The 17,582-nt window shown below is 40.2% G+C and carries 19 protein-coding genes; 8 read left to right on the plus strand and 11 right to left on the minus strand.

Features of this window, described 5'->3' with window-relative positions; genetic code table 11:
- Positions 1–17 precede the first annotated feature (17 nt).
- Positions 18–356, minus strand: a complete 339-nt coding sequence (locus tag G3567_RS11355) for a single-stranded DNA-binding protein (protein WP_164005449.1) — start codon at positions 354–356, stop codon at positions 18–20.
- Positions 357–987: 631 nt separating this feature from the next.
- On the opposite strand from G3567_RS11355, the gene G3567_RS11360 reads away from it, so the two are divergent.
- The 4 genes from G3567_RS11360 to G3567_RS11375 are packed head-to-tail and all read left to right on the plus strand — an operon-like array spanning position 988 to position 4,100.
- On the plus strand, positions 988–1,167 hold the full coding sequence (locus G3567_RS11360) for a hypothetical protein (RefSeq protein ID WP_164005450.1): 180 nt from the start codon (positions 988–990) through the stop codon (positions 1,165–1,167).
- Between the two features lie 43 nt (positions 1,168–1,210).
- Positions 1,211–1,390: a hypothetical protein gene (locus tag G3567_RS11365; RefSeq protein ID WP_164005451.1), complete on the plus strand. Its 180-nt coding sequence runs from the start codon at positions 1,211–1,213 to the stop codon at positions 1,388–1,390.
- Between the two features lie 35 nt (positions 1,391–1,425).
- On the plus strand, positions 1,426–3,426 hold the full coding sequence (locus tag G3567_RS11370) for an ATP-binding protein (protein ID WP_164005452.1): 2,001 nt from the start codon (positions 1,426–1,428) through the stop codon (positions 3,424–3,426).
- Between the two features lie 5 nt (positions 3,427–3,431).
- Positions 3,432–4,100: a response regulator gene (locus G3567_RS11375; protein WP_164005453.1), complete on the plus strand. Its 669-nt coding sequence runs from the start codon at positions 3,432–3,434 to the stop codon at positions 4,098–4,100.
- A 34-nt stretch (positions 4,101–4,134) separates the two neighbouring features.
- On the opposite strand, the gene G3567_RS11380 is transcribed toward G3567_RS11375, so the two are convergent.
- From G3567_RS11380 to tyrS, 3 genes are all read right to left on the minus strand, one after another.
- A complete protein-coding gene (locus G3567_RS11380) occupies positions 4,135–5,094 on the minus strand; it encodes an OmpA/MotB family protein (protein ID WP_164005454.1) in 960 nt (319 codons plus the stop codon).
- A 42-nt stretch (positions 5,095–5,136) separates the two neighbouring features.
- Positions 5,137–5,901 carry an exodeoxyribonuclease III gene (locus G3567_RS11385; RefSeq protein WP_164005455.1) on the minus strand — a complete coding sequence of 255 codons (765 nt, stop codon included), beginning with the start codon at positions 5,899–5,901 and terminating at the stop codon, positions 5,137–5,139.
- 335 nt (positions 5,902–6,236) lie between these two features.
- Entirely contained in the window at positions 6,237–7,532 is a 1,296-nt protein-coding gene (tyrS, locus tag G3567_RS11390; protein WP_164005456.1) for a tyrosine--tRNA ligase, read from the minus strand.
- A gap of 73 nt (positions 7,533–7,605) precedes the next feature.
- Between tyrS and G3567_RS11395 the strand changes: the two genes are divergently transcribed.
- Positions 7,606–8,601, plus strand: coding sequence for an SDR family oxidoreductase (locus G3567_RS11395; protein WP_235923581.1), 996 nt, complete (start codon positions 7,606–7,608; stop codon positions 8,599–8,601).
- On the opposite strand, the gene G3567_RS11400 is transcribed toward G3567_RS11395, so the two are convergent.
- Genes G3567_RS11400 through G3567_RS11410 form a run of 3 tightly spaced genes read right to left on the minus strand, consistent with a single transcriptional unit; the run spans position 8,598 to position 11,122 of the window.
- Positions 8,598–9,053, minus strand: coding sequence for a DUF4296 domain-containing protein (locus G3567_RS11400; protein ID WP_164005458.1), 456 nt, complete (start codon positions 9,051–9,053; stop codon positions 8,598–8,600). The genes G3567_RS11395 and G3567_RS11400 overlap by 4 nt on opposite strands.
- On the minus strand, positions 9,050–10,393 hold the full coding sequence (locus G3567_RS11405) for a dihydroorotase (RefSeq protein WP_164005459.1): 1,344 nt from the start codon (positions 10,391–10,393) through the stop codon (positions 9,050–9,052). Before G3567_RS11405 ends, G3567_RS11400 begins: the two co-directional genes overlap by 4 nt.
- A gap of 3 nt (positions 10,394–10,396) precedes the next feature.
- A complete protein-coding gene (locus G3567_RS11410) occupies positions 10,397–11,122 on the minus strand; it encodes a polyprenol monophosphomannose synthase (RefSeq protein WP_164005460.1) in 726 nt (241 codons plus the stop codon).
- Positions 11,123–11,259: 137 nt separating this feature from the next.
- On the opposite strand from G3567_RS11410, the gene G3567_RS11415 reads away from it, so the two are divergent.
- A complete protein-coding gene (locus G3567_RS11415; RefSeq protein WP_317164178.1) occupies positions 11,260–11,868 on the plus strand; it encodes a DUF4271 domain-containing protein in 609 nt (202 codons plus the stop codon).
- A gap of 30 nt (positions 11,869–11,898) precedes the next feature.
- Complete coding sequence (locus tag G3567_RS11420; RefSeq protein ID WP_164005462.1) at positions 11,899–12,636, plus strand: uroporphyrinogen-III synthase; 738 nt, start codon at positions 11,899–11,901, stop codon at positions 12,634–12,636.
- Between the two features lie 74 nt (positions 12,637–12,710).
- On the opposite strand, the gene pckA is transcribed toward G3567_RS11420, so the two are convergent.
- On the minus strand, positions 12,711–14,306 hold the full coding sequence (gene pckA, locus G3567_RS11425; protein ID WP_164005463.1) for a phosphoenolpyruvate carboxykinase (ATP): 1,596 nt from the start codon (positions 14,304–14,306) through the stop codon (positions 12,711–12,713).
- 66 nt (positions 14,307–14,372) lie between these two features.
- A complete protein-coding gene (locus G3567_RS11430) occupies positions 14,373–14,771 on the minus strand; it encodes a DUF423 domain-containing protein (protein ID WP_164005539.1) in 399 nt (132 codons plus the stop codon).
- Positions 14,772–14,840: 69 nt separating this feature from the next.
- Here G3567_RS11430 and G3567_RS11435 point away from each other — a divergent pair, with 69 nt between their 5' ends.
- Positions 14,841–16,208 carry a saccharopine dehydrogenase family protein gene (locus G3567_RS11435; RefSeq protein ID WP_164005464.1) on the plus strand — a complete coding sequence of 456 codons (1,368 nt, stop codon included), beginning with the start codon at positions 14,841–14,843 and terminating at the stop codon, positions 16,206–16,208.
- Here the strand turns inward: G3567_RS11435 and G3567_RS11440 are convergent.
- Both G3567_RS11440 and G3567_RS11445 read right to left on the minus strand, forming a co-directional pair.
- Positions 16,203–16,919 carry a geranylgeranylglyceryl/heptaprenylglyceryl phosphate synthase gene (locus G3567_RS11440; RefSeq protein WP_164005465.1) on the minus strand — a complete coding sequence of 239 codons (717 nt, stop codon included), beginning with the start codon at positions 16,917–16,919 and terminating at the stop codon, positions 16,203–16,205. The two genes, G3567_RS11435 and G3567_RS11440, sit on opposite strands and share 6 nt — an antisense overlap.
- Complete coding sequence (locus G3567_RS11445) at positions 16,912–17,544, minus strand: 4'-phosphopantetheinyl transferase family protein (RefSeq protein WP_164005466.1); 633 nt, start codon at positions 17,542–17,544, stop codon at positions 16,912–16,914. Before G3567_RS11445 ends, G3567_RS11440 begins: the two co-directional genes overlap by 8 nt.
- Positions 17,545–17,582 lie beyond the last annotated feature (38 nt).

A 17,582-nucleotide genomic window follows, 5' to 3' on the forward strand; every position in this document is an offset into this window, starting at 1 on the left:
TTCACTAAAAACAAGGTTTAAGCCTTTTGAGAGGTTGTCACAATTTCAGAACAATTGATTTCTGTGATATAACGCTTGTCTCCATCCTTATTTTCATAAGAGCGGGGGGCGAGTTTACCTCTAAGCAGGACTTCCTGTCCTTTCTTCACGTAAGTCTCAATAAAGCTGGCGGTTTTACCCCAGGCAACGATGTTATGCCAGTAGGTGTTGGTGACTTTCTCTCCGCTGCCGTCGTAATAAAACTCATTGGTGGCGATAGAAAATTTAACTAATTTCTTTCCCGACTCCAGATTAACAACCTCGGGATCCTGGCCTAAGTGGCCCATTAACTGAACTGAATTTTTTAAAGTGCTCATAACAATAAAATTTAATGGATTTAAAAATCCTGGCTCAGACCCTCCAAGCCAGATCGACGTGTTTTCCATCGACAAGGCAAAGATGCAGCTGTGATTTTGTTCTAGTCGTATGTTAATCAGTTACTTACTTTTACTTACGTTTAAAATCGTTTGTAGCCGTTTGTAAACAACATATAAGTCAGGGAGTTCCCTTTGAATTAAAGGGCATTTGCTAAGTCCTGGCCGGCTGAAGCTGGGATAGGGGGGGTATATAGTTTCATGATACTTTTTATTTCTTGTATTTGACGTCCTTACAAATCTCTAACCAGAACTACTGAAAAAAAATGTACGGTTTTCCCGTAACATAAGTACGGTCAAACCGTAGTCGGATAGTATTTTGTTAATTTACATTTGTTTGAATGAATGCGTAATCATTAATTTTAAGGCACAGTTTCAGAAAAACTAGTGATAATTTGAGCGCAATAGGAGGTTTATTTTTTTAAAGGACCTTTACTGGAATCATTTAATAATGACGTGTAAACCCTAAAAAAGTATTCGGAACTTGATGATTAAATAGAGCGAAAACACACCACTGTATGAAAGTGGTTTGATATATATGTTAAACAGAACTATTAATTTAAAACTTAAAGTCATGAAAAAAATTATCGGAATTTTCACAATGCTATGTTTATTTTTCTTAACGGGATGTTCTCCAGAATCCTTTAGCGACGACCAATACGAAGGACAGACTCCGGAAGAAATCTTTGGAACAGGGGGAGAAAACAGAGCCTACAAAGCGGAAAACTTACCTCCCGACGAGAGCGATTTGTAATTATTAATTCATATACAAGTATCAATTTTTAAAACTTAAAGTCATGAAAAAAATTATCGGAATTTTCACCTTGCTATGCTTATTTTTCTTTGCCGGCTGTTCACCGGAATCCTTTAGCGACAACCAGTACGAAGGACAAACCCCTGACGAAATCTTTGGTACAGGAGGAGAAAACAGAGCCTACAAAGCAGAAAACTTACCTCCCGACGAGAGCGATTTATAAATTTTAGTACATTAGACGAGACATATCAGGAGTAAATGAAGAAAGGCTTATATTATCTTGTCGTACTAATTTTTATTTATAGTTGTCAGTCGCCTCCCGAAAACAAACCGGAGGTAGATCCGCAGCTTCGGAGTTCAATATTGGAAAATCTCAAAAAGATTGACAATAACATCAACAAAGATGAAAACCTTGTACAAGCTTTTCAATCGATTCAGAAGATTGAAAATGACAGCTTGCAGATAAAATACTTAAAGGCTATAGACTATAGAGCCTTAAACTCTAATTCTGGAATTTATTTAGATATAAATTCACTTGGAAGAGAAAAGGCTGAAAAATATAAGGATACCTTATCCCTTGCTAACTTTTACTGGAATCTTGGTGACAGTTATTTAAATGAAAATAAAGCCGATAAAGCTTATTATGCTTATAATGAGGCCCAGTATTTATATAATCTGAAAGATGACCTTGTAAACTATGCTCAGATGCTGTACAACCTAGCACTGATACAAAGTCAAGCTAAAGATTTTACAGGGGCTGAAGTTAACCTGATAAAAGTTGCTGAGATTTCTCAGGACATAAAAAACTTTGATTTGCTTTACAGATCTTATAATCTGCTTGGCATTACCAATTATAACCTTCAGAATTATGAGGTAGCAATCAGGTATTACAATAACGCCTTACAGGCATCAGGAAAAGTAGAAGATGCGGATTTGTATCAGGCAGCGACCTTCAACAACCTCGGCAATGTTTACGAAAAGCTGCATAAATACGAACTGGCGATTAAAAATTACCGAAAAACTCTATCCATAAAAGATTTATACGATAAGGATCCTTACCTCTATGCCATGGCCCTGGACAACCTGGCGTACAACCGACTGGAAACCGGAGAGCTTCAGAATGTTCTTCCCGACATGGAAAAAGCTCTGGACATCAGAAAGCAAATTAAGCATTTGGCGGGCATTTCCATAAGTCAGTTGCATATCGCCTCCTACTATGACTTTATAGGCGATACGACTCAGGCGATTGCGTTTGCAGAGGCAGCCAATACCACAGCAAAAAGCAATAACAACAATCGGGATATTTTAAAATCCTGGAAGTTACTGGCAGATCTTCAGCCGGAAAACAGCTATACCTACACCACCGCTTATATAGATTTAAGCGAAAGCCTTCAGGTGGAGGAACGTCAGGTTCGTAATAAATTTGAGCGTATTCGTTTTGAGACGGATGAAGTCATGCAACGGGCGGAAATGCTCGAAGAAGAAAAGACTTTTATCTTCCTCATTTCTTCCTTAATTATCATCATCGGAAGTTCTCTTTTTGTTCTGTACATACAGCGATCCAAAAACAGGTCTTTGGAGCTGGAACGCGATCAGAAAATTGCCGATGAAAAAATCTATGAGCTTCTTCTAATACAGAGTGCCCGAAAAGACGAAGGGAAGCGAGAGGAACGGGACCGCATCGCAAGAGAACTTCATGACAACATCCTTACAGAGCTTTATGCTAACCGTATGAATCTGATGTTTTACAAATATAAAACGGGCATCAAAGGGGATGAGAAATTTGGCAAGCTTACCGATAATCTCATGGATGTTGAAAAACAAATCAGAAATTTATCCCACGAACTGTCCAATACCTATTTCGATGAGCACAAGGAATTTGGAGATCTTATTCAGGATCTGATTCAGAAACTACAACTGGAATCCACCCACCAGTTAACCGTGGATGACTCTGTAAACTGGTCCAAAATCCCTTCCAATATCAAAATGCACACCTATCGTATTCTTCAGGAAGCCATCATGAATATTCAAAAACACGCCGAGGCCAGTTTTGTTTTTATAAAATTCAGCATCAATGAAGAAGCCAATAAAATTGAGTTTGTGGTAAAAGACGATGGTAAAGGCTTCACCAATCATAAAAAGCCCGGAATTGGACTTAAAAATATAAAATCGCGGGTTCAGGATATTCAAGGAAAAATAAGTATAGATTCCAGCCCGGGTTATGGAACTAAAATCAGTATTTTTATCCCAATCAATTAAATGCCATGCCTAAATACAACGTACTACTAGTCGACGATCACCCTATGATAATTGCTGGCTTTGAACAAGCTTTGGATATCATCAGGGAAAATGATAAAACCATAAAATTCTCGAAGGATTCTGCTCAGGACTGTACCGAAGCTGCGAACTACATTTCCAATACCGATAAAGCCTACGATTTGATATGCCTGGATCTCTCACTTCCGGGTAGCAAGGACGGGAAATATAATTCCGGCGAAGATTTGGCAAAGCTGGCTAAAAAACTTCAGCCAGAAGCAAAATTATTGATTTGCACCATGCTGGAAAATAACTACAAGGTATTGAATGTCATGAAAAGAATTGATCCCGATGGATTTCTGGTTAAGTCAGATACCAATCCTGACATCTTAATTTCTGCCATAGAGAACCTGCTCAAAGGCAAAACCTATCAAAGCGCTACGGTACATCAGATGTTGAAAAAAACGGTTGAGTTTTCTCACAATATCGATGAAGATAATTTACAAATACTGTATTTGTTGTCTCAGGGTATTCTGACTAAAAACCTTCCGCAACACATGGGGCTTTCTCTGAGTGCCATTGAAAAGCGAAAAAAACAGATGAAGCAGTTTTTCGATATTTCCAATACCAATGACAAGATACTTCTGGAAAAAGCCAAAGAGAAAGGCTTTTTATAAAGCCTTTCTCTTTGGAGTACACAAATCTTAGGCCTTATTCACTCAGTAATTTTGAAATCTCATCAAGTTTAGGTGTTAACACCACCTCAATCCGTCTGTTTTTTGCCCGGCCTTCTTCGGTGGTATTGGGAGCAAGGGGAACATACTCTCCTTTACCGGCGGCGGTTAAATTCTGAGGATTAATCGCTTCATTTTTCAAAAGCAGTTTTAAAACTTCAGTAGCGCGTTTGGTGGATAAATCCCAGTTATCGGTTATGGCGCCAGTTCCTCCGTAGGGAACGTTATCGGTATGACCTTCTATCAGAACGGCAATATCCGGGTTTTGAGCCAGGACCTTAGCGAGTTCCTGCACAGCCTTTTGTCCTTCAGCACCCACATTCCAGCTTCCGGAAGCAAACAGCAGTTTGTTTTCCATAGACACATATACCTTTCCATTTCTCATTTCCACGCTAAGGCCCTGTCCTTCAAAATTGGTAAGCGCTCTGGACAGGTTGTCTTTGAGGTTTTGCATTTTTTGCTCCTTTTGGGCAATCAGGCTCTCCAGTTCCTCAATGCGTCGGGCTCTGGCCTGCAGGTCCTTTTGAAGCTGTTCAAGTCGGTTTTGCTCCTTGGCAAGGGCCACTTCCTTGTCCTCCAGTTTTTGAAGCAATTCCCGGTTTTGCTGAGAATTCTCGGCCAGGGCATTGGAACTGTTCTGTTCTAAAGCCTCATAAGATTGGTTGAGTTTATCCAGAGTACGTTCCGTGTTTTTTAGTTCTGCAAGAAGATCGTCCCGTTGAACTTTAAGGACTTCAATTCTGTCTTTGGAATACTTCAACTCATCTTCCAGTGCTGTTTTTTCTGAATAACAGTCCTCCAGCTTTCTTTTGAGTTCTTCATTGCTCCTTTGAAGGGAGTTGAAATCGTCTTCGAGTTCTAAAAACTTTTTCTGACTGACGCAACCGATTAAATTTAAACTAAGTAATCCGATTAAAACATATCTTAACAGCTTCATGTGGGTTGGGTTTAAAAGGTTAAAAACGACAAATCATTACTTTTATTTCAATTCTAAAAGCACAGGGCAGTGGTCGCTGTGTTTTGCTTCCGGCAGGATGACGGATCTGTAAATTCGGTCTTCGATTTCTTTAGAGACCAAAAGATAATCCAGTCTCCAGCCCTTATTGTTTTGTCGGGCATTGGCTCTGTAGCTCCACCAGGAATATTGCACCACATCTGTGTTCATTTTTCTAAAGGAATCTGTAAAACCGGATTCGTTAAGAAACTTAGATAACCATTCCCGCTCTGCAGGCAGAAAACCGGAGACGGTTTTTAACCTGACAGGATCGTGAATATCTATGGCTTCATGACAAATGTTATAATCTCCGCAAATGACCAGGTTGGGTATTTTTCGTTTGAGGTCTTCAATATAGATTTTGAAATCATCCATATACGTGAATTTATAGCTCAACCGGTGATCATTTGTTCCCGAGGGGAGGTACAAACTCATCACTGAGATGTCCTCAAAATCCAGCCTCAGGTTTCGGCCTTCCAAATCCATATAATCTATACCAGTCCCATATTCGACATGCTGAGGTTCTACCCTGGTAAGAATGCCTACACTGCTGTAGCCTTTTTTTTCTGCAGAATACCAGTAGCAGTACTTGTAACCAATGGCTTCAAAAATAGAATCGTCTATCTGTTCGGGTTGAGCCTTGGTTTCCTGGAAACACACGACGTCTGCATCGGTTGCTTTCAGCCAGCCGATAAGTCCTTTTTTAAGGGCGGCACGAATACCGTTGACGTTATAAGAGATTATTTTCATGTTTTAGTTTGCTTCAAAAATAAGGAATACAGGTCAACTTTATTTACAGGCATATTTATAATTTATGTTTAAAATAAGTTAGAATTCACAAATAAATAAGTCTTTGAAAATGAAAACCTTAATAAAAAAGGTGTTAATTGTTTGTAAATTGTGATTATTTTATTTTCCCGATACAAATACCTGTTCTATATTTGCACCAGGATGAAGTTTTTTCATAATAGATTGGTTAGTTAAGAAAAGCCTTGAGCACATGTTCAAGGCTTTTCTGTTTTTAGGACGTAATCACAAAAAAAAGGCTTTCATCTGAAAGTCTTTTTTTAGAATTTAAACACATACTAGTCGAATTTAATCAGATAAGTATTCTTTTTCCCTTTGTTGATCACCACGTACTTGCCGTTTATCAAATCAGATTCTGTAAGCACATAATCCAAACCTACTTTGGTTTTGTTCACTGCAATTGAATTTTCTTTGAGAGCCCTTCTGGCTTCACCGTTGGAGTTTAGAAAATCGGTTTCAGCGGAAAGCGCAGCAATCATATCAAACTCATTTTTCAATAGGTCTTTGCTTAATTCTTTCAGAGGGACACCTTCAAAAACATCGAGAAAAGTGGCTTCATCCAATTTCGCCAGATCTTCTTCGGTGCTTTTTCCAAACAGGACCTGAGAAGCTTCTTTGGCTTTTTCCAGGGCTTCTTTAGAATGCACAGCCTCTGTAATCTCTTCGGCCAGCTTTATCTGTAAGGTTCTGAGATGAGGTTGTTCCTTATGCGATTTTACGAGGCTTTCAATTTCGTCTTTGGAAAGGAAGGTAAATATCTTAATGAATTTTTCAGCATCTTCATCGCTGGTATTGATCCAGTACTGATAGAATTTGTAGGGTGAGGTTTTTTCAGGATCCAGCCAGATGTTACCTGTAGCCGTTTTTCCAAATTTGGTGCCATCGGCTTTGGTAATCAAAGGGCAAGTCAATGCAAAACCTTTCCCCTGGTCGATGCGTCTTATCAGTTCAGTTCCCGTGGTGATATTTCCCCACTGGTCACTTCCGCCCATCTGCAGGGTGCACTCCTGAGTTCGGTACAAATGTAAAAAATCGTAGCCCTGAACCAACTGATAGGTAAATTCAGTAAAACTCATCCCTTCTTTAGATTCTGAAGACAGGCGTTTTTTGACCGAATCTTTGGACATCATGTAATTCACTGTGATGTGCTTTCCTACATCTCTTATAAACTCCAGGAAAGAAAAATCTTTCATCCAGTCGTAATTATTCACCAGTTTGGCTGAATTTTCATCTTCAGTTTTGAAATCCAGAAATTTAGATAGCTGATCTTTCAACGCATTTTGATTGTGTCTCAACGTTTCTTCATCCAGCAGATTTCGTTCCTGAGATTTGCCGGAAGGATCGCCTATCATCCCCGTAGCACCACCAACCAGTGCAACTGGCTTATGTCCTGCCAGCTGAAAATGCCTTAGCATCATAACGCCTACCAAATGACCAATATGCAGCGAGTCTGCCGTGGGATCGATCCCTACATAAGCAGCTCTTGGGGCTTCATTGAGGTGTTTCTGTGTGCCGGGCATCAGGTCGTGCACCATTCCTCTCCAGGTCACTTCTTCTATAAAATCTTTTTTCATGCGTTGTTTTGATTTGCCACAAAGATATTATATTGAAAAAACTATCAACTTTCGAAATTCGTATATTTACCAAATGAATTTACTCACCGGAGCAACTGGACTTGTAGGAGCGCATGCATTGGCTCAGCTTATTTTGAATAAAGAGCAAACACGGGCTTTGTTTAGAACAGAAGCCAAACGTCAACAGGCTTTGGCTGTGATTTTAAAATACGATATTTCTGATGAGGACCTCTCCACGTATGTGGACTGGTTCGAATGTGATATACTTGACCTTCCAAAACTGGACATGGCTTTTAAAGGGATCACTCACGTTTACCATTGTGCGGGCTTTATAAGCAATAGCCCGTCAGATTATAAACAGATGCGGAAAGTCAATATTGAAGGCACTGCCAATATGGTGAATCTGTCAATTGATTTTAAGATTGAAAAATTCTGTCATGTGAGTTCCATTGCTGCTTTGGGGAAGCCGTTGGTGGGAGAAAAGGTAACCGAAGAAACGCCAATGGGGGAGGACCAAAAACCTTCGGCTTATGAAATCAGCAAATACGGAGCTGAGATGGAAGTCTGGCGTGCTTCCCAGGAAGGTTTAGCAGTAGTTATCCTTAATCCGGGTATCATTCTCGGCGATGGATTTTATGACTCCGGGAGCGGGACATTGCTAAAGAACCTGAAAAAGGGTTTGAAGGTTTATCCGCCTAAAATCACAGGCTTTGTCGGGGTTTATGACGTGAGTAAACTCATGCTTCAGCTGATGAAAAGCCCTGTGGTTAATGAAAGGTTTATCCTGGTTTCTGAAAACCTATCCTTTAAGCAGGTGGCTGCTCGTTTTGCGAGCCTTTATGACAAGCCGGGACCCAACATAGAACTTAAGCCATGGATGCTTTATGTAGCCTGGTGCTTTGAAGTTCTGAGGTCATTTTTAACCTCTTATAAAAGGCATCTTACCCTGGAAGTTATACCGAGTTTGTTTGAAGATTCCCTGTATTCTTCAGGAAAAGTAAAAGAGGCACTGCATTTTGAATTTGAGTCTTTAGAGGAATTCTCTAAAAGGATTTATGAGCGTTCCTAGTTGTTAAGCTTCAATTTAGGTAAGGTCTTATCAGTGGAGAGGCTGTCTATATTTTTTATGGAATCTCGTATTTTCATTTCTGCTCTTCTAAGACTATCCCTTAGGTTTGAAATAGAATCGTACACTCTGTCCAGTCTTTCGATGCTGTCTTTGGCCTTTTCAAAAATGTCTAAATTCTCATCGAATCTCATGTTGTAATACAGGATGTTTTGTTTGAGATCGGTGCTGTCGATAGTGTATTTTTTAGACAGGAACTGAAGAATTTCAACATCGAGCTCCTTTAATTTCTTATCGTTTACCACAGCGGCAGCATCAAGCAGAACCATGTCGTAAATGAGGTCTTTCATTTCAGAAGAGCTCAAAAGGTTTTCCGGCTTTTTGACCTCATTCCTGTTTTGACAGCTGACTATTAAAATCAAACCCAGCAAACAAATTGCTCTAATTAGCTTCATGAGCGGTTGAATTCAAGGCGTTCTCCAAACAAGCCTTCGTTAAATCTGAAATTTTCGAAAACCAGGTGACCATTGACGAAGGTGTGAGATACCCTGGATTTGAAAGTGGTTCCTTCAAATGGCGACCAGCCGCATTTATAAAATATATTTCTGGAGTTTACCGTCCATGGCGATTGCATATCAATAAGCACCAAATCTGCTTTATATCCCTCTCTGATATAGCCTCTCTTGTCTACGTCAAATAAAATCGCCGGATTATGGCACATCTTTTCAACGATTTTTTCAAGCGAGAGTTTTCCCTGATGATAAAATTCCAGCATGGCCGGCAGCGCATGTTGTACAAGCGGTCCGCCACTTGGGGCCTTAGTATAGATGTTGTTTTTTTCTTCTTTGGTATGAGGGGCATGGTCTGTAGCCACGACATCCAAAAGGTTTTTGTTTAGGGCTTTAAGCAATTCGGTTCTGTCTTTTGCTGTTTTTACAGCAGGATTCCATTTGATGTAGGTTCCTTTTTCTTCATAATCAGACTCGTCAAACCAAAGATGATGAATACAGACTTCTGCCGTGATTTTTTTCTTGGCTAAGGGAAGTTTATTTGAAAACAACTTCAGTTCTTTTGCGGTCGATAGATGAAACACATGCAATCTGGCCCCTGTTTTTTTGGCCAGGGCAACAGCTTTGGAAGACGATAAGTAACAGGCTTCCTCACTTCTGATTTTGGGGTGCAGATGAATAGGGATATCTTCTCCGTATTCTTTGATATGTGCTTCCAGATTTTTTTGAACCGTGTCTTCATCTTCACAGTGAGTCGCAATGATCAGGGGGGAGTGCTTAAAAATCTCTTCCAAAACCTTCTCGTTATCCACCAGCATGTTTCCGGTGGAAGAACCCAGAAACAACTTGAGAGCTGCCGTGGTTTTTGGGTTTATTTTTTTGATTTCTTCCAGATTATCGTTGGTGCCCCCAAACATAAAAGAATAGTTGGCATAGGAATTGTCCTGGGCCATGGCAAATTTCTCTTCCAGTTTTTCTATGGTGGTGGTCTGCGGGTTGGTGTTTGGCATTTCAAAATATGAAGTGATGCCTCCTGAAACCGCAGCGCGTGATCCTGTAAGTATCGTTTCCTTATGTGTTAAGCCGGGTTCTCTAAAGTGGACCTGATCGTCGATAACGCCGGGGATAAGGTACTTTCCATCGGCGTCAATTATCTTGATTTCACTGGATTTGGCACTGATGGAGCTGGAAACTTCCTTTATGAAATCATCTTTGATATGGACATCGCCTTCAAAAATTTTATTTTCATTGACGATCTTAGCGTTCTTAATCAGATATTCTCTCATAATTTAAATTTTTCCGAACAGGTTCTTCAGCTTCAGGGAAATGACTCCAAAAACGGCTTCCTTGATAATGCCTCCGCTCATTTTGGACTTGCCTTTGGTTCGGTCGGTAAAGATAACAGGTATTTCTCTGAGTCGAAACCCTTTTTTGTAAGCTTTAAACTTCATTTCTATCTGAAACGCATAGCCTATAAATTTGATGTTATCGAGATCCATGCTTTCCAGTACCTTTCGGCGATAGCAAATGAAGCCTGCAGTAGTATCCTCAATGGGCAGTCCAGTGATGACTTTTACGTATTTGGAAGCTAGCCAGGATAATAATACCCGCTTCATGGGCCAGTTGATGACATTGACTCCTGTGATGTAGCGAGAGCCAATACACATGTCATAATCCTCTTTCAGGCAGCAGTTGTAAAGCCTTATCAGGTCGTTGGGGTTATGAGAAAAATCGGCATCCATCTCAAAGATGTACTCGTAATGTCTCTCCAGAGCCCATTTAAAACCGTGAAGATAAGCTTTGCCCAGACCGCTTTTTCCAGCTCTGATTTCCAGATGCAATTTCCCTTCGTAATCCTGTTGAAGTTGCTGAACCAGGGCCCAGGTTCCATCGGGAGAGGAATCATCAACTACCAAAATATCGAAATCCACAGGTTGGGAGAAAATATTTTTGATGAGCTTTTCAATATTTTCAATTTCGTTGTAAGTTGGTATGATGACTAATTTTTGAGGCATCAAAGCGGCTTAAAAGTTGGTTGACAAATATAGATTTTACAAGCTAAAAGTCGTCCATAAAAGTTCATTTTAATTTACATTTGCTATAAATTTTACATTTGTTTTCAGCACTAAGACCAGTTCAAAATAACCATTGGGTGATAAGTATAACATTAGTTGTGCTTGTTTTTCTCGTCCTTGTGAAGTGGAACAAAGGCAATTATTTTTTTTCGTTTTTGAATTCCCTGTATTCTTCAACGTTCTTTTCTCGTAAATTTCTGGAAAAAAGGAGGATAGACCTGCACGAAATATTGCTTTTTGTATCGAGTTTGCTGGGGCTTTCTTTTTTTATTTTTATCATTCTCAATGAAGGAGCTTTTGAAATCATGATCTATTTGCAGATTCTGCTTTTAGTCACCATTATCTTATTGAGTAAATATTTGATTGAAAAAATCGTTGGAGACCTTTTTGAATTAGATCAGCTTATCGCCAAGTACCTGTTTTACAAGCAGAGTATCCTAAGCTGGTTAAGCTTGTTCTTACTCTTTCCCGTTGGTTTGTTTTTATATTTTCAGGATATTGATAAGCCTACTTTAATAATGATAAGCATTGGTGTTTCGGTTCTGGTCTATGTCTTTAAACTTTTCTCATTTGTTAGCTTATATCAAAAACATATTTTAGCTTATTGGTTTTATTTTATTTTGTACCTTTGCGCTTTCGAAATTGCGCCCTATTTGATTATTTTCAAAGTAATTAAAATCAATTGATTAGGGGGGTGTAATAAAATACTAAACTATATGAAAGTGAAAAATATCCTGATTTCACAGCCTAAACCAAACGTAGATCATTCTCCATATTCCGAACTTGAAGACAAGCATAAAATCAAAATCGATTTTATTCCTTTTATTCATGTAGAGCCTGTAGATTCGAAGCAGGTCAGGCAACAGAAGATTGATATCACTAAATTTTCAGCGATCATACTTACGAGCAGAAACGCGGTGGATCATTTCTTTAGAATTGCCGAAGAGATGCGGTATAAGATTCCAGATAGTCTTAAGTACTTCTGTTTGAGTGAAGCTGTCGCTTACTATCTTCAAAAGTATGTGGTCTATAGAAAGCGTAAGATTTACGTTGGAAAAAGGACTTTTCAGGAGCTGGAAGCCAGTATCAAAAAACACAAGGACGAAAAGTTTTTACTCCCGTCCTCCGATATGCTGAAGCCTATTATTCCTCAGCAGCTGGATAAGCTTGGTGTAGACTGGACCAGAGGTATATTTTATAAGACGGTAGTTAGTGACTTATCACACTTAAGGGAAGTTTCTTATGATGTAGTCGTATTTTTCAGCCCCAGCGGAATCAAATCTCTGTACGAGAACTTTCCGGATTTTGAACAAAAAAATACAAGGATTGCAGCCTTTGGAAATTCAACTATCAAAGCAGCGGAGGAAAAAGGTCTGAAAGTTCAAATACAGGCACCAACCCCGGAAAACCCATCCATGACGATGGCCATAGAAAACTATATCAAGGAGAATTAAGTTTTCTTCTATAGCGATAAAAAAAGCCGAAACAGTGATGTTTCGGCTTTTTTATTGTGTTTTGAAAGTAAAGACTAGGCCTTAGGCGCTCCTGCTGTGATTTCAGAGTCTGCATAGGCTTCAAACTTTTTAAAATTGTCTTTAAAAGATTTGGCTAGTGTTTTCGCTTTTAGGTCGTAAGCTTCCTGATCTGCCCAGGTTTCACGGGGATCAAGAACTTCGGTAGGAACCTTAGGGCAGGTCTTTGGCATGGCTATATTGAAGATTTCATGCGTCTTATAGTCTACCTGGTCCAGCTGTCCTTCCAGTGCTGCCGTGATCATTGCTCGTGTATACTTCAGTTTCATTCTGCTTCCGGTTCCATAAGGACCACCGGTCCAGCCTGTGTTGATTAACCAGACGTTCACTCTGGCATCTTTCATTTTTTTGCTCAGCATCTCGCCATACCTTGTTGGGTGAAGAGGCATAAACGGTGCACCAAAACAGGCAGAAAAGCTTGGGATAGGTTCAGTAACACCGGCTTCGGTACCAGCTACTTTGGCGGTGTAACCGCTTATAAAATGAAAAGCAGCCTGACCCGGGGTCAGTTTGCTTATAGGAGGTAAGACTCCAAAAGCATCTGCGGTTAAGAAAAATATATTTTTCGGGTTTTTACCAACGGAGTTGGGCTGTAAATTATCGATGTGATAGATGGGGTAACTCACTCGTGTGTTTTGAGTGATGCTGCTATCGGTAAAGTCTACTTTACCATTTTTTACGATGACGTTTTCCAGGAGGGCTCCGGGTTTTATGGCGTCGTAAATTTCCTGTTCATTTTCTCTGGATAAGTTGATCACTTTGGCATAACAACCTCCTTCAAAATTGAATACGGTATTTTCATTGGTCCAGCCGTGTTCATCATCTCCGATGAGTTTTCGGTCGGGATCTGCAGAAAGCGTGGTTTTTCCGGTCCCTGAAAGACCAAAAAATATAGCTGTATCACCTTTTTCACCCACGTTGGCAGAGCAATGCATGGGTAAGGTGTTTTTCATGACGGGCAGAATAAAATTGAGCGCAGAAAAAATACCTTTTTTAATCTCTCCCGTGTATCCCGTGCCACCAATCAGGGCGATTTTACGCGTGAAATTGAGGATAGCAAAATTATGAGCTCGTGTACCGTCAACCTCCGGGTCGGCCATAAACCCTGGGGCATTAATGACTGTCCATTCCGGACTGAAGTCTACCAGTTCGTCTTCCTTAGGGCGTAAAAACATATTGTAAGCAAACATGTTACTCCAGGGAAGTTCATTGATATGTCTGATGTTCAGTCGGTAATTATCATCTGCACAGGCATAGGCATCTCTTACAAAAAGCTCTTTATCGCTAAGATATTTCACCACTTTAGCGTAGAGTTTGTCAAATTGAACAGGGTCAAAAGCGAGGTTGATGTCACTCCACCAGACTTCATCTTTGGTGATGTCGTCTTTTACAATAAAGCGATCCTTTGGAGAACGCCCGGTAAATTCGCCGGTGTTTATGGCTAAGGCCCCAGAATCCACTTCTATTCCCTGTCCCTTTTTAAGAGTGATGTTGTGTAATTCTTTTGGGGAAAGTTGATAATGTACATCTTTGGAGTGGATGCCATAGGTTTCTAACTCAATCGTTTTCGTAACTCCTTCTAAATTACTCATAATTGTTGTGTTGTTGTTATGGCATACAAATCTAATGAGTTTAAATCTAATTAAAGAAGCTAACTCTTATAAATTCTTAGGTTTTTTTAAAACGTTTAAAACGACCAAAGCCCAGCTTAAAATTAAGAGAGTTCCGCCAATAGGCGTGATCCACGCAATGGTTTTGAAGTCGAAGCTGGTGAGTTCATTAGTTGCTAAGCCATAAATCGAACCGGAAAAAAAGAGGACCCCCAGAAAAATTAACCAAAATAAAGTTTTGTTCAACCTTGGACTTGTAAAGTTTTGAGCGGACAAAAATACCAAAAACAAGGCATGGTAAATTTGATATTTGACGCCGGTTTCAAATGTAGATATGGCTTCTTCAGAAATGAGATTTTCTAAACCATGAGCGGCAAAAGCACCTAAAATGATGCCAATACATCCTAAACTGCTCCCCAGTAAAATCAACTTTTTTTGCGTCTCCAATTCTATGTGCTTTATATTATGTAATTTCAAATTTTACTCAAAATTAATCATTAAAATTCATACTAGATCATGAGATCCATCTTAATCATAGGCGCTGGCAAGTCTACCTCTTCACTGGTAAGATATTTGCTAAGCGAATCCAAAACTCAGGAATTCAAACTCATCATTGCAGACAAATCCATCAAATCCGCCCAGGCTCTGGCGAACAATCAGCCGCAGGCAACTGCCCTGGCTCTGGATATTTTTGAGGCTTCAGAAAGAGCAGAGGCCATACAAAACGCAGATATAGTGATTTCCATGCTTCCGGCCAGGTTTCATATTGAAGTGGCTAAAGATTGTCTGAAATTCAATAAAAATATGGTGACCGCTTCCTATGTTTCCAAGGACATGGAAGTGCTTAACGATGAGGTTAAGGAAAAAGGTTTGACGTTTATGAATGAAATAGGGGTAGACCCTGGTGTCGACCACATGAGCGCGATGCAGGTCATCGATAGAATTCGATCCCAGGGTGGGAAAATGCTGCTTTTTGAATCCTTTACAGGAGGCCTGGTAGCTCCCGAAAGCGATGACAACCTCTGGAATTATAAATTTACCTGGAATCCAAGAAATGTAGTGGTAGCCGGACAGGGTGGTGCAGCCGAGTTTATACAGGAAGGACAATATAAATATATTCCTTATCAGCGGCTTTTCCGCAGAACAGAATTTTTGAGCATTCCCGAGTATGGGCGTTTTGAAGGCTTGGCCAACAGAAATTCTCTGGCTTACAGGAGTATTTATGGCCTGGAAGATATTCCCACCTTGTATCGGGGAACTTTACGCCGGGTTGGTTTCAGCAAAGCCTGGAATGTGTTTGTCCAGCTGGGAATGACAGATGATACCTATGCTATGCAGGATACCGAAGAGATGACTTACAGATCCTTTGTCAATTCATTCTTGCCGTATTCTCCCACAGATTCGGTGGAGCTCAAACTCAGACTGAGTCTTAAAATCGATCAGGATGATTTGATCTGGGATAAACTCCTTGAGCTGGACCTTTTCAATCCAGACAAAAAAATAGGTATTAAGCAGGCAACACCGGCACAGGCCCTGCAAAAGATTCTGGAAGAAAAGTGGACCCTGAAGCCAGAGGATAAGGATATGATTGTGATGTACCATAAATTCGGTTTTGAGCTGGACGGAAAAAAGAAGCAAATCGATTCTACCATGGTAAGCATTGGCGAAGACCAGACCTATACGGCCATGGCCAAAACAGTAGGCCTGCCTGTGGGCATTGCTGCCCTTAAAATTTTAAATGGTGAAATCAAAAAACCAGGCGTTTTAAGGCCTATTCATCCCGAAATTTACAATCCGATTTTAAAAGCTTTGGAGGATTACGACATCAAATTTGAAGAAACGGAAAAGGAGTATAAAGGCTATAATCCGGATCAGCTTTTATAGAGATTGTCTTTCAAAAACATTGCCCATCACGACCATATCTGCTCCAGCCCGATATGCAGCCTGTTTTTGACGTTCGGTTTTGATACCGCCACCTACGATGAGCGGGATGGAGATGTTTTTCTTTACTTCTGAAATAATCTCTGCTGAAACCGGACAAGTAGCTCCGCTTCCGGCCTCGAGATAAATGAGTTGTTTGCCGGAGAACTGGCCGGCAAGGGCCGTATGCACAATATTTGTTACCTCGTCCTGGGGCATGGCTCTGGTCTGACTTACCTCCAGGACTGAAGTGGAAATACCGCCGTCTATCAGAATGTAGCCGGTTGGGATGATTTCCAGAGAAGAATGCTGAAGTTTTGAAATGCTTTTGACTTGCTGCGTGATAAGGTATTCCGGATTTCTTCCTGAAAGAAGACTCAGGAACAAAATGGCATCGGCCTCCTCTGTAATCTGATTGACATTCCCTGGAAATAAGATCAGGGGGAGTGTGGTGTTTGCTTTCAATTGATGAACCACACGTTCAGTCTGTCCATTTTGAACCCGACTGCCTCCGACCAGTAAGAAATTGGTTGAACTCGGAATTCGATTTAAAAAAACCTGCGTCTGAGACAGGTCAAACTTATCGGGATCTATCAAAATGCCTAAGAGGTCTTTTTTGTTTTGAACGGCCTGCGTGATGGATTTAAAAATAGAGCCTGAGCTTTTTTTAGTCATGAGCCAAGGCATAAACACAGGTGAAATTCTCGAACTCCAAAAAATTCAGGATGTAATAGGTTACTTTTTGGTCGTGGGTTACCCTGGCCGTCGTTTGCTGGTCTGAAATATTGAAATCTTCAACGAAGATATCGTGCAGGAACAACAGGCCTTTTTTACCATATAATTTATAAAGCGATTCTTTAGCTCCCCAGACAATGGTCAGTTTTCGGATCAGGTCTTTGCCATCCCCAAGGGCTTTGTATTCTTCGATAGGCGTGAACTTCGGAGCGATAAGTTTGATTTTCTCCCGCTGCTTCTCAATGTCAATTCCCACTTTTTTATTGGAGACGATGACAGCCGTAAATTCATAAGAATGGGTGATCGAGATGTGCTTACCGTCTTTAAGGTGGGGTTTGCCTTTTTCGTCATAGCTCAAATCGAAATCAGAATAGCCAAAACGTTTAAGCAAATACCGGATACTCATAAAGCCTTTTTTATGGATTTCAGACTTCATGCCATCGTAGCGCTCCTGGCAATACTCGGTTAACTCTATCCCGTCTTCAAGGACTTCTAAAGTTTCTTCAATTTTCCAAATAAGAGCGGTTGTAGCTTCATCTACTGTTATTCTTTTGTAAATCGGCATAAAGTTAATTGAGGTTTACTTAATTTTGTTTTCAAAAA

Origin of the sequence: Psychroflexus aurantiacus, from assembly GCF_010820555.1 — a bacterium.
GTDB classification, from domain to species: Bacteria; Bacteroidota; Bacteroidia; order Flavobacteriales; family Flavobacteriaceae; genus Psychroflexus; species Psychroflexus aurantiacus.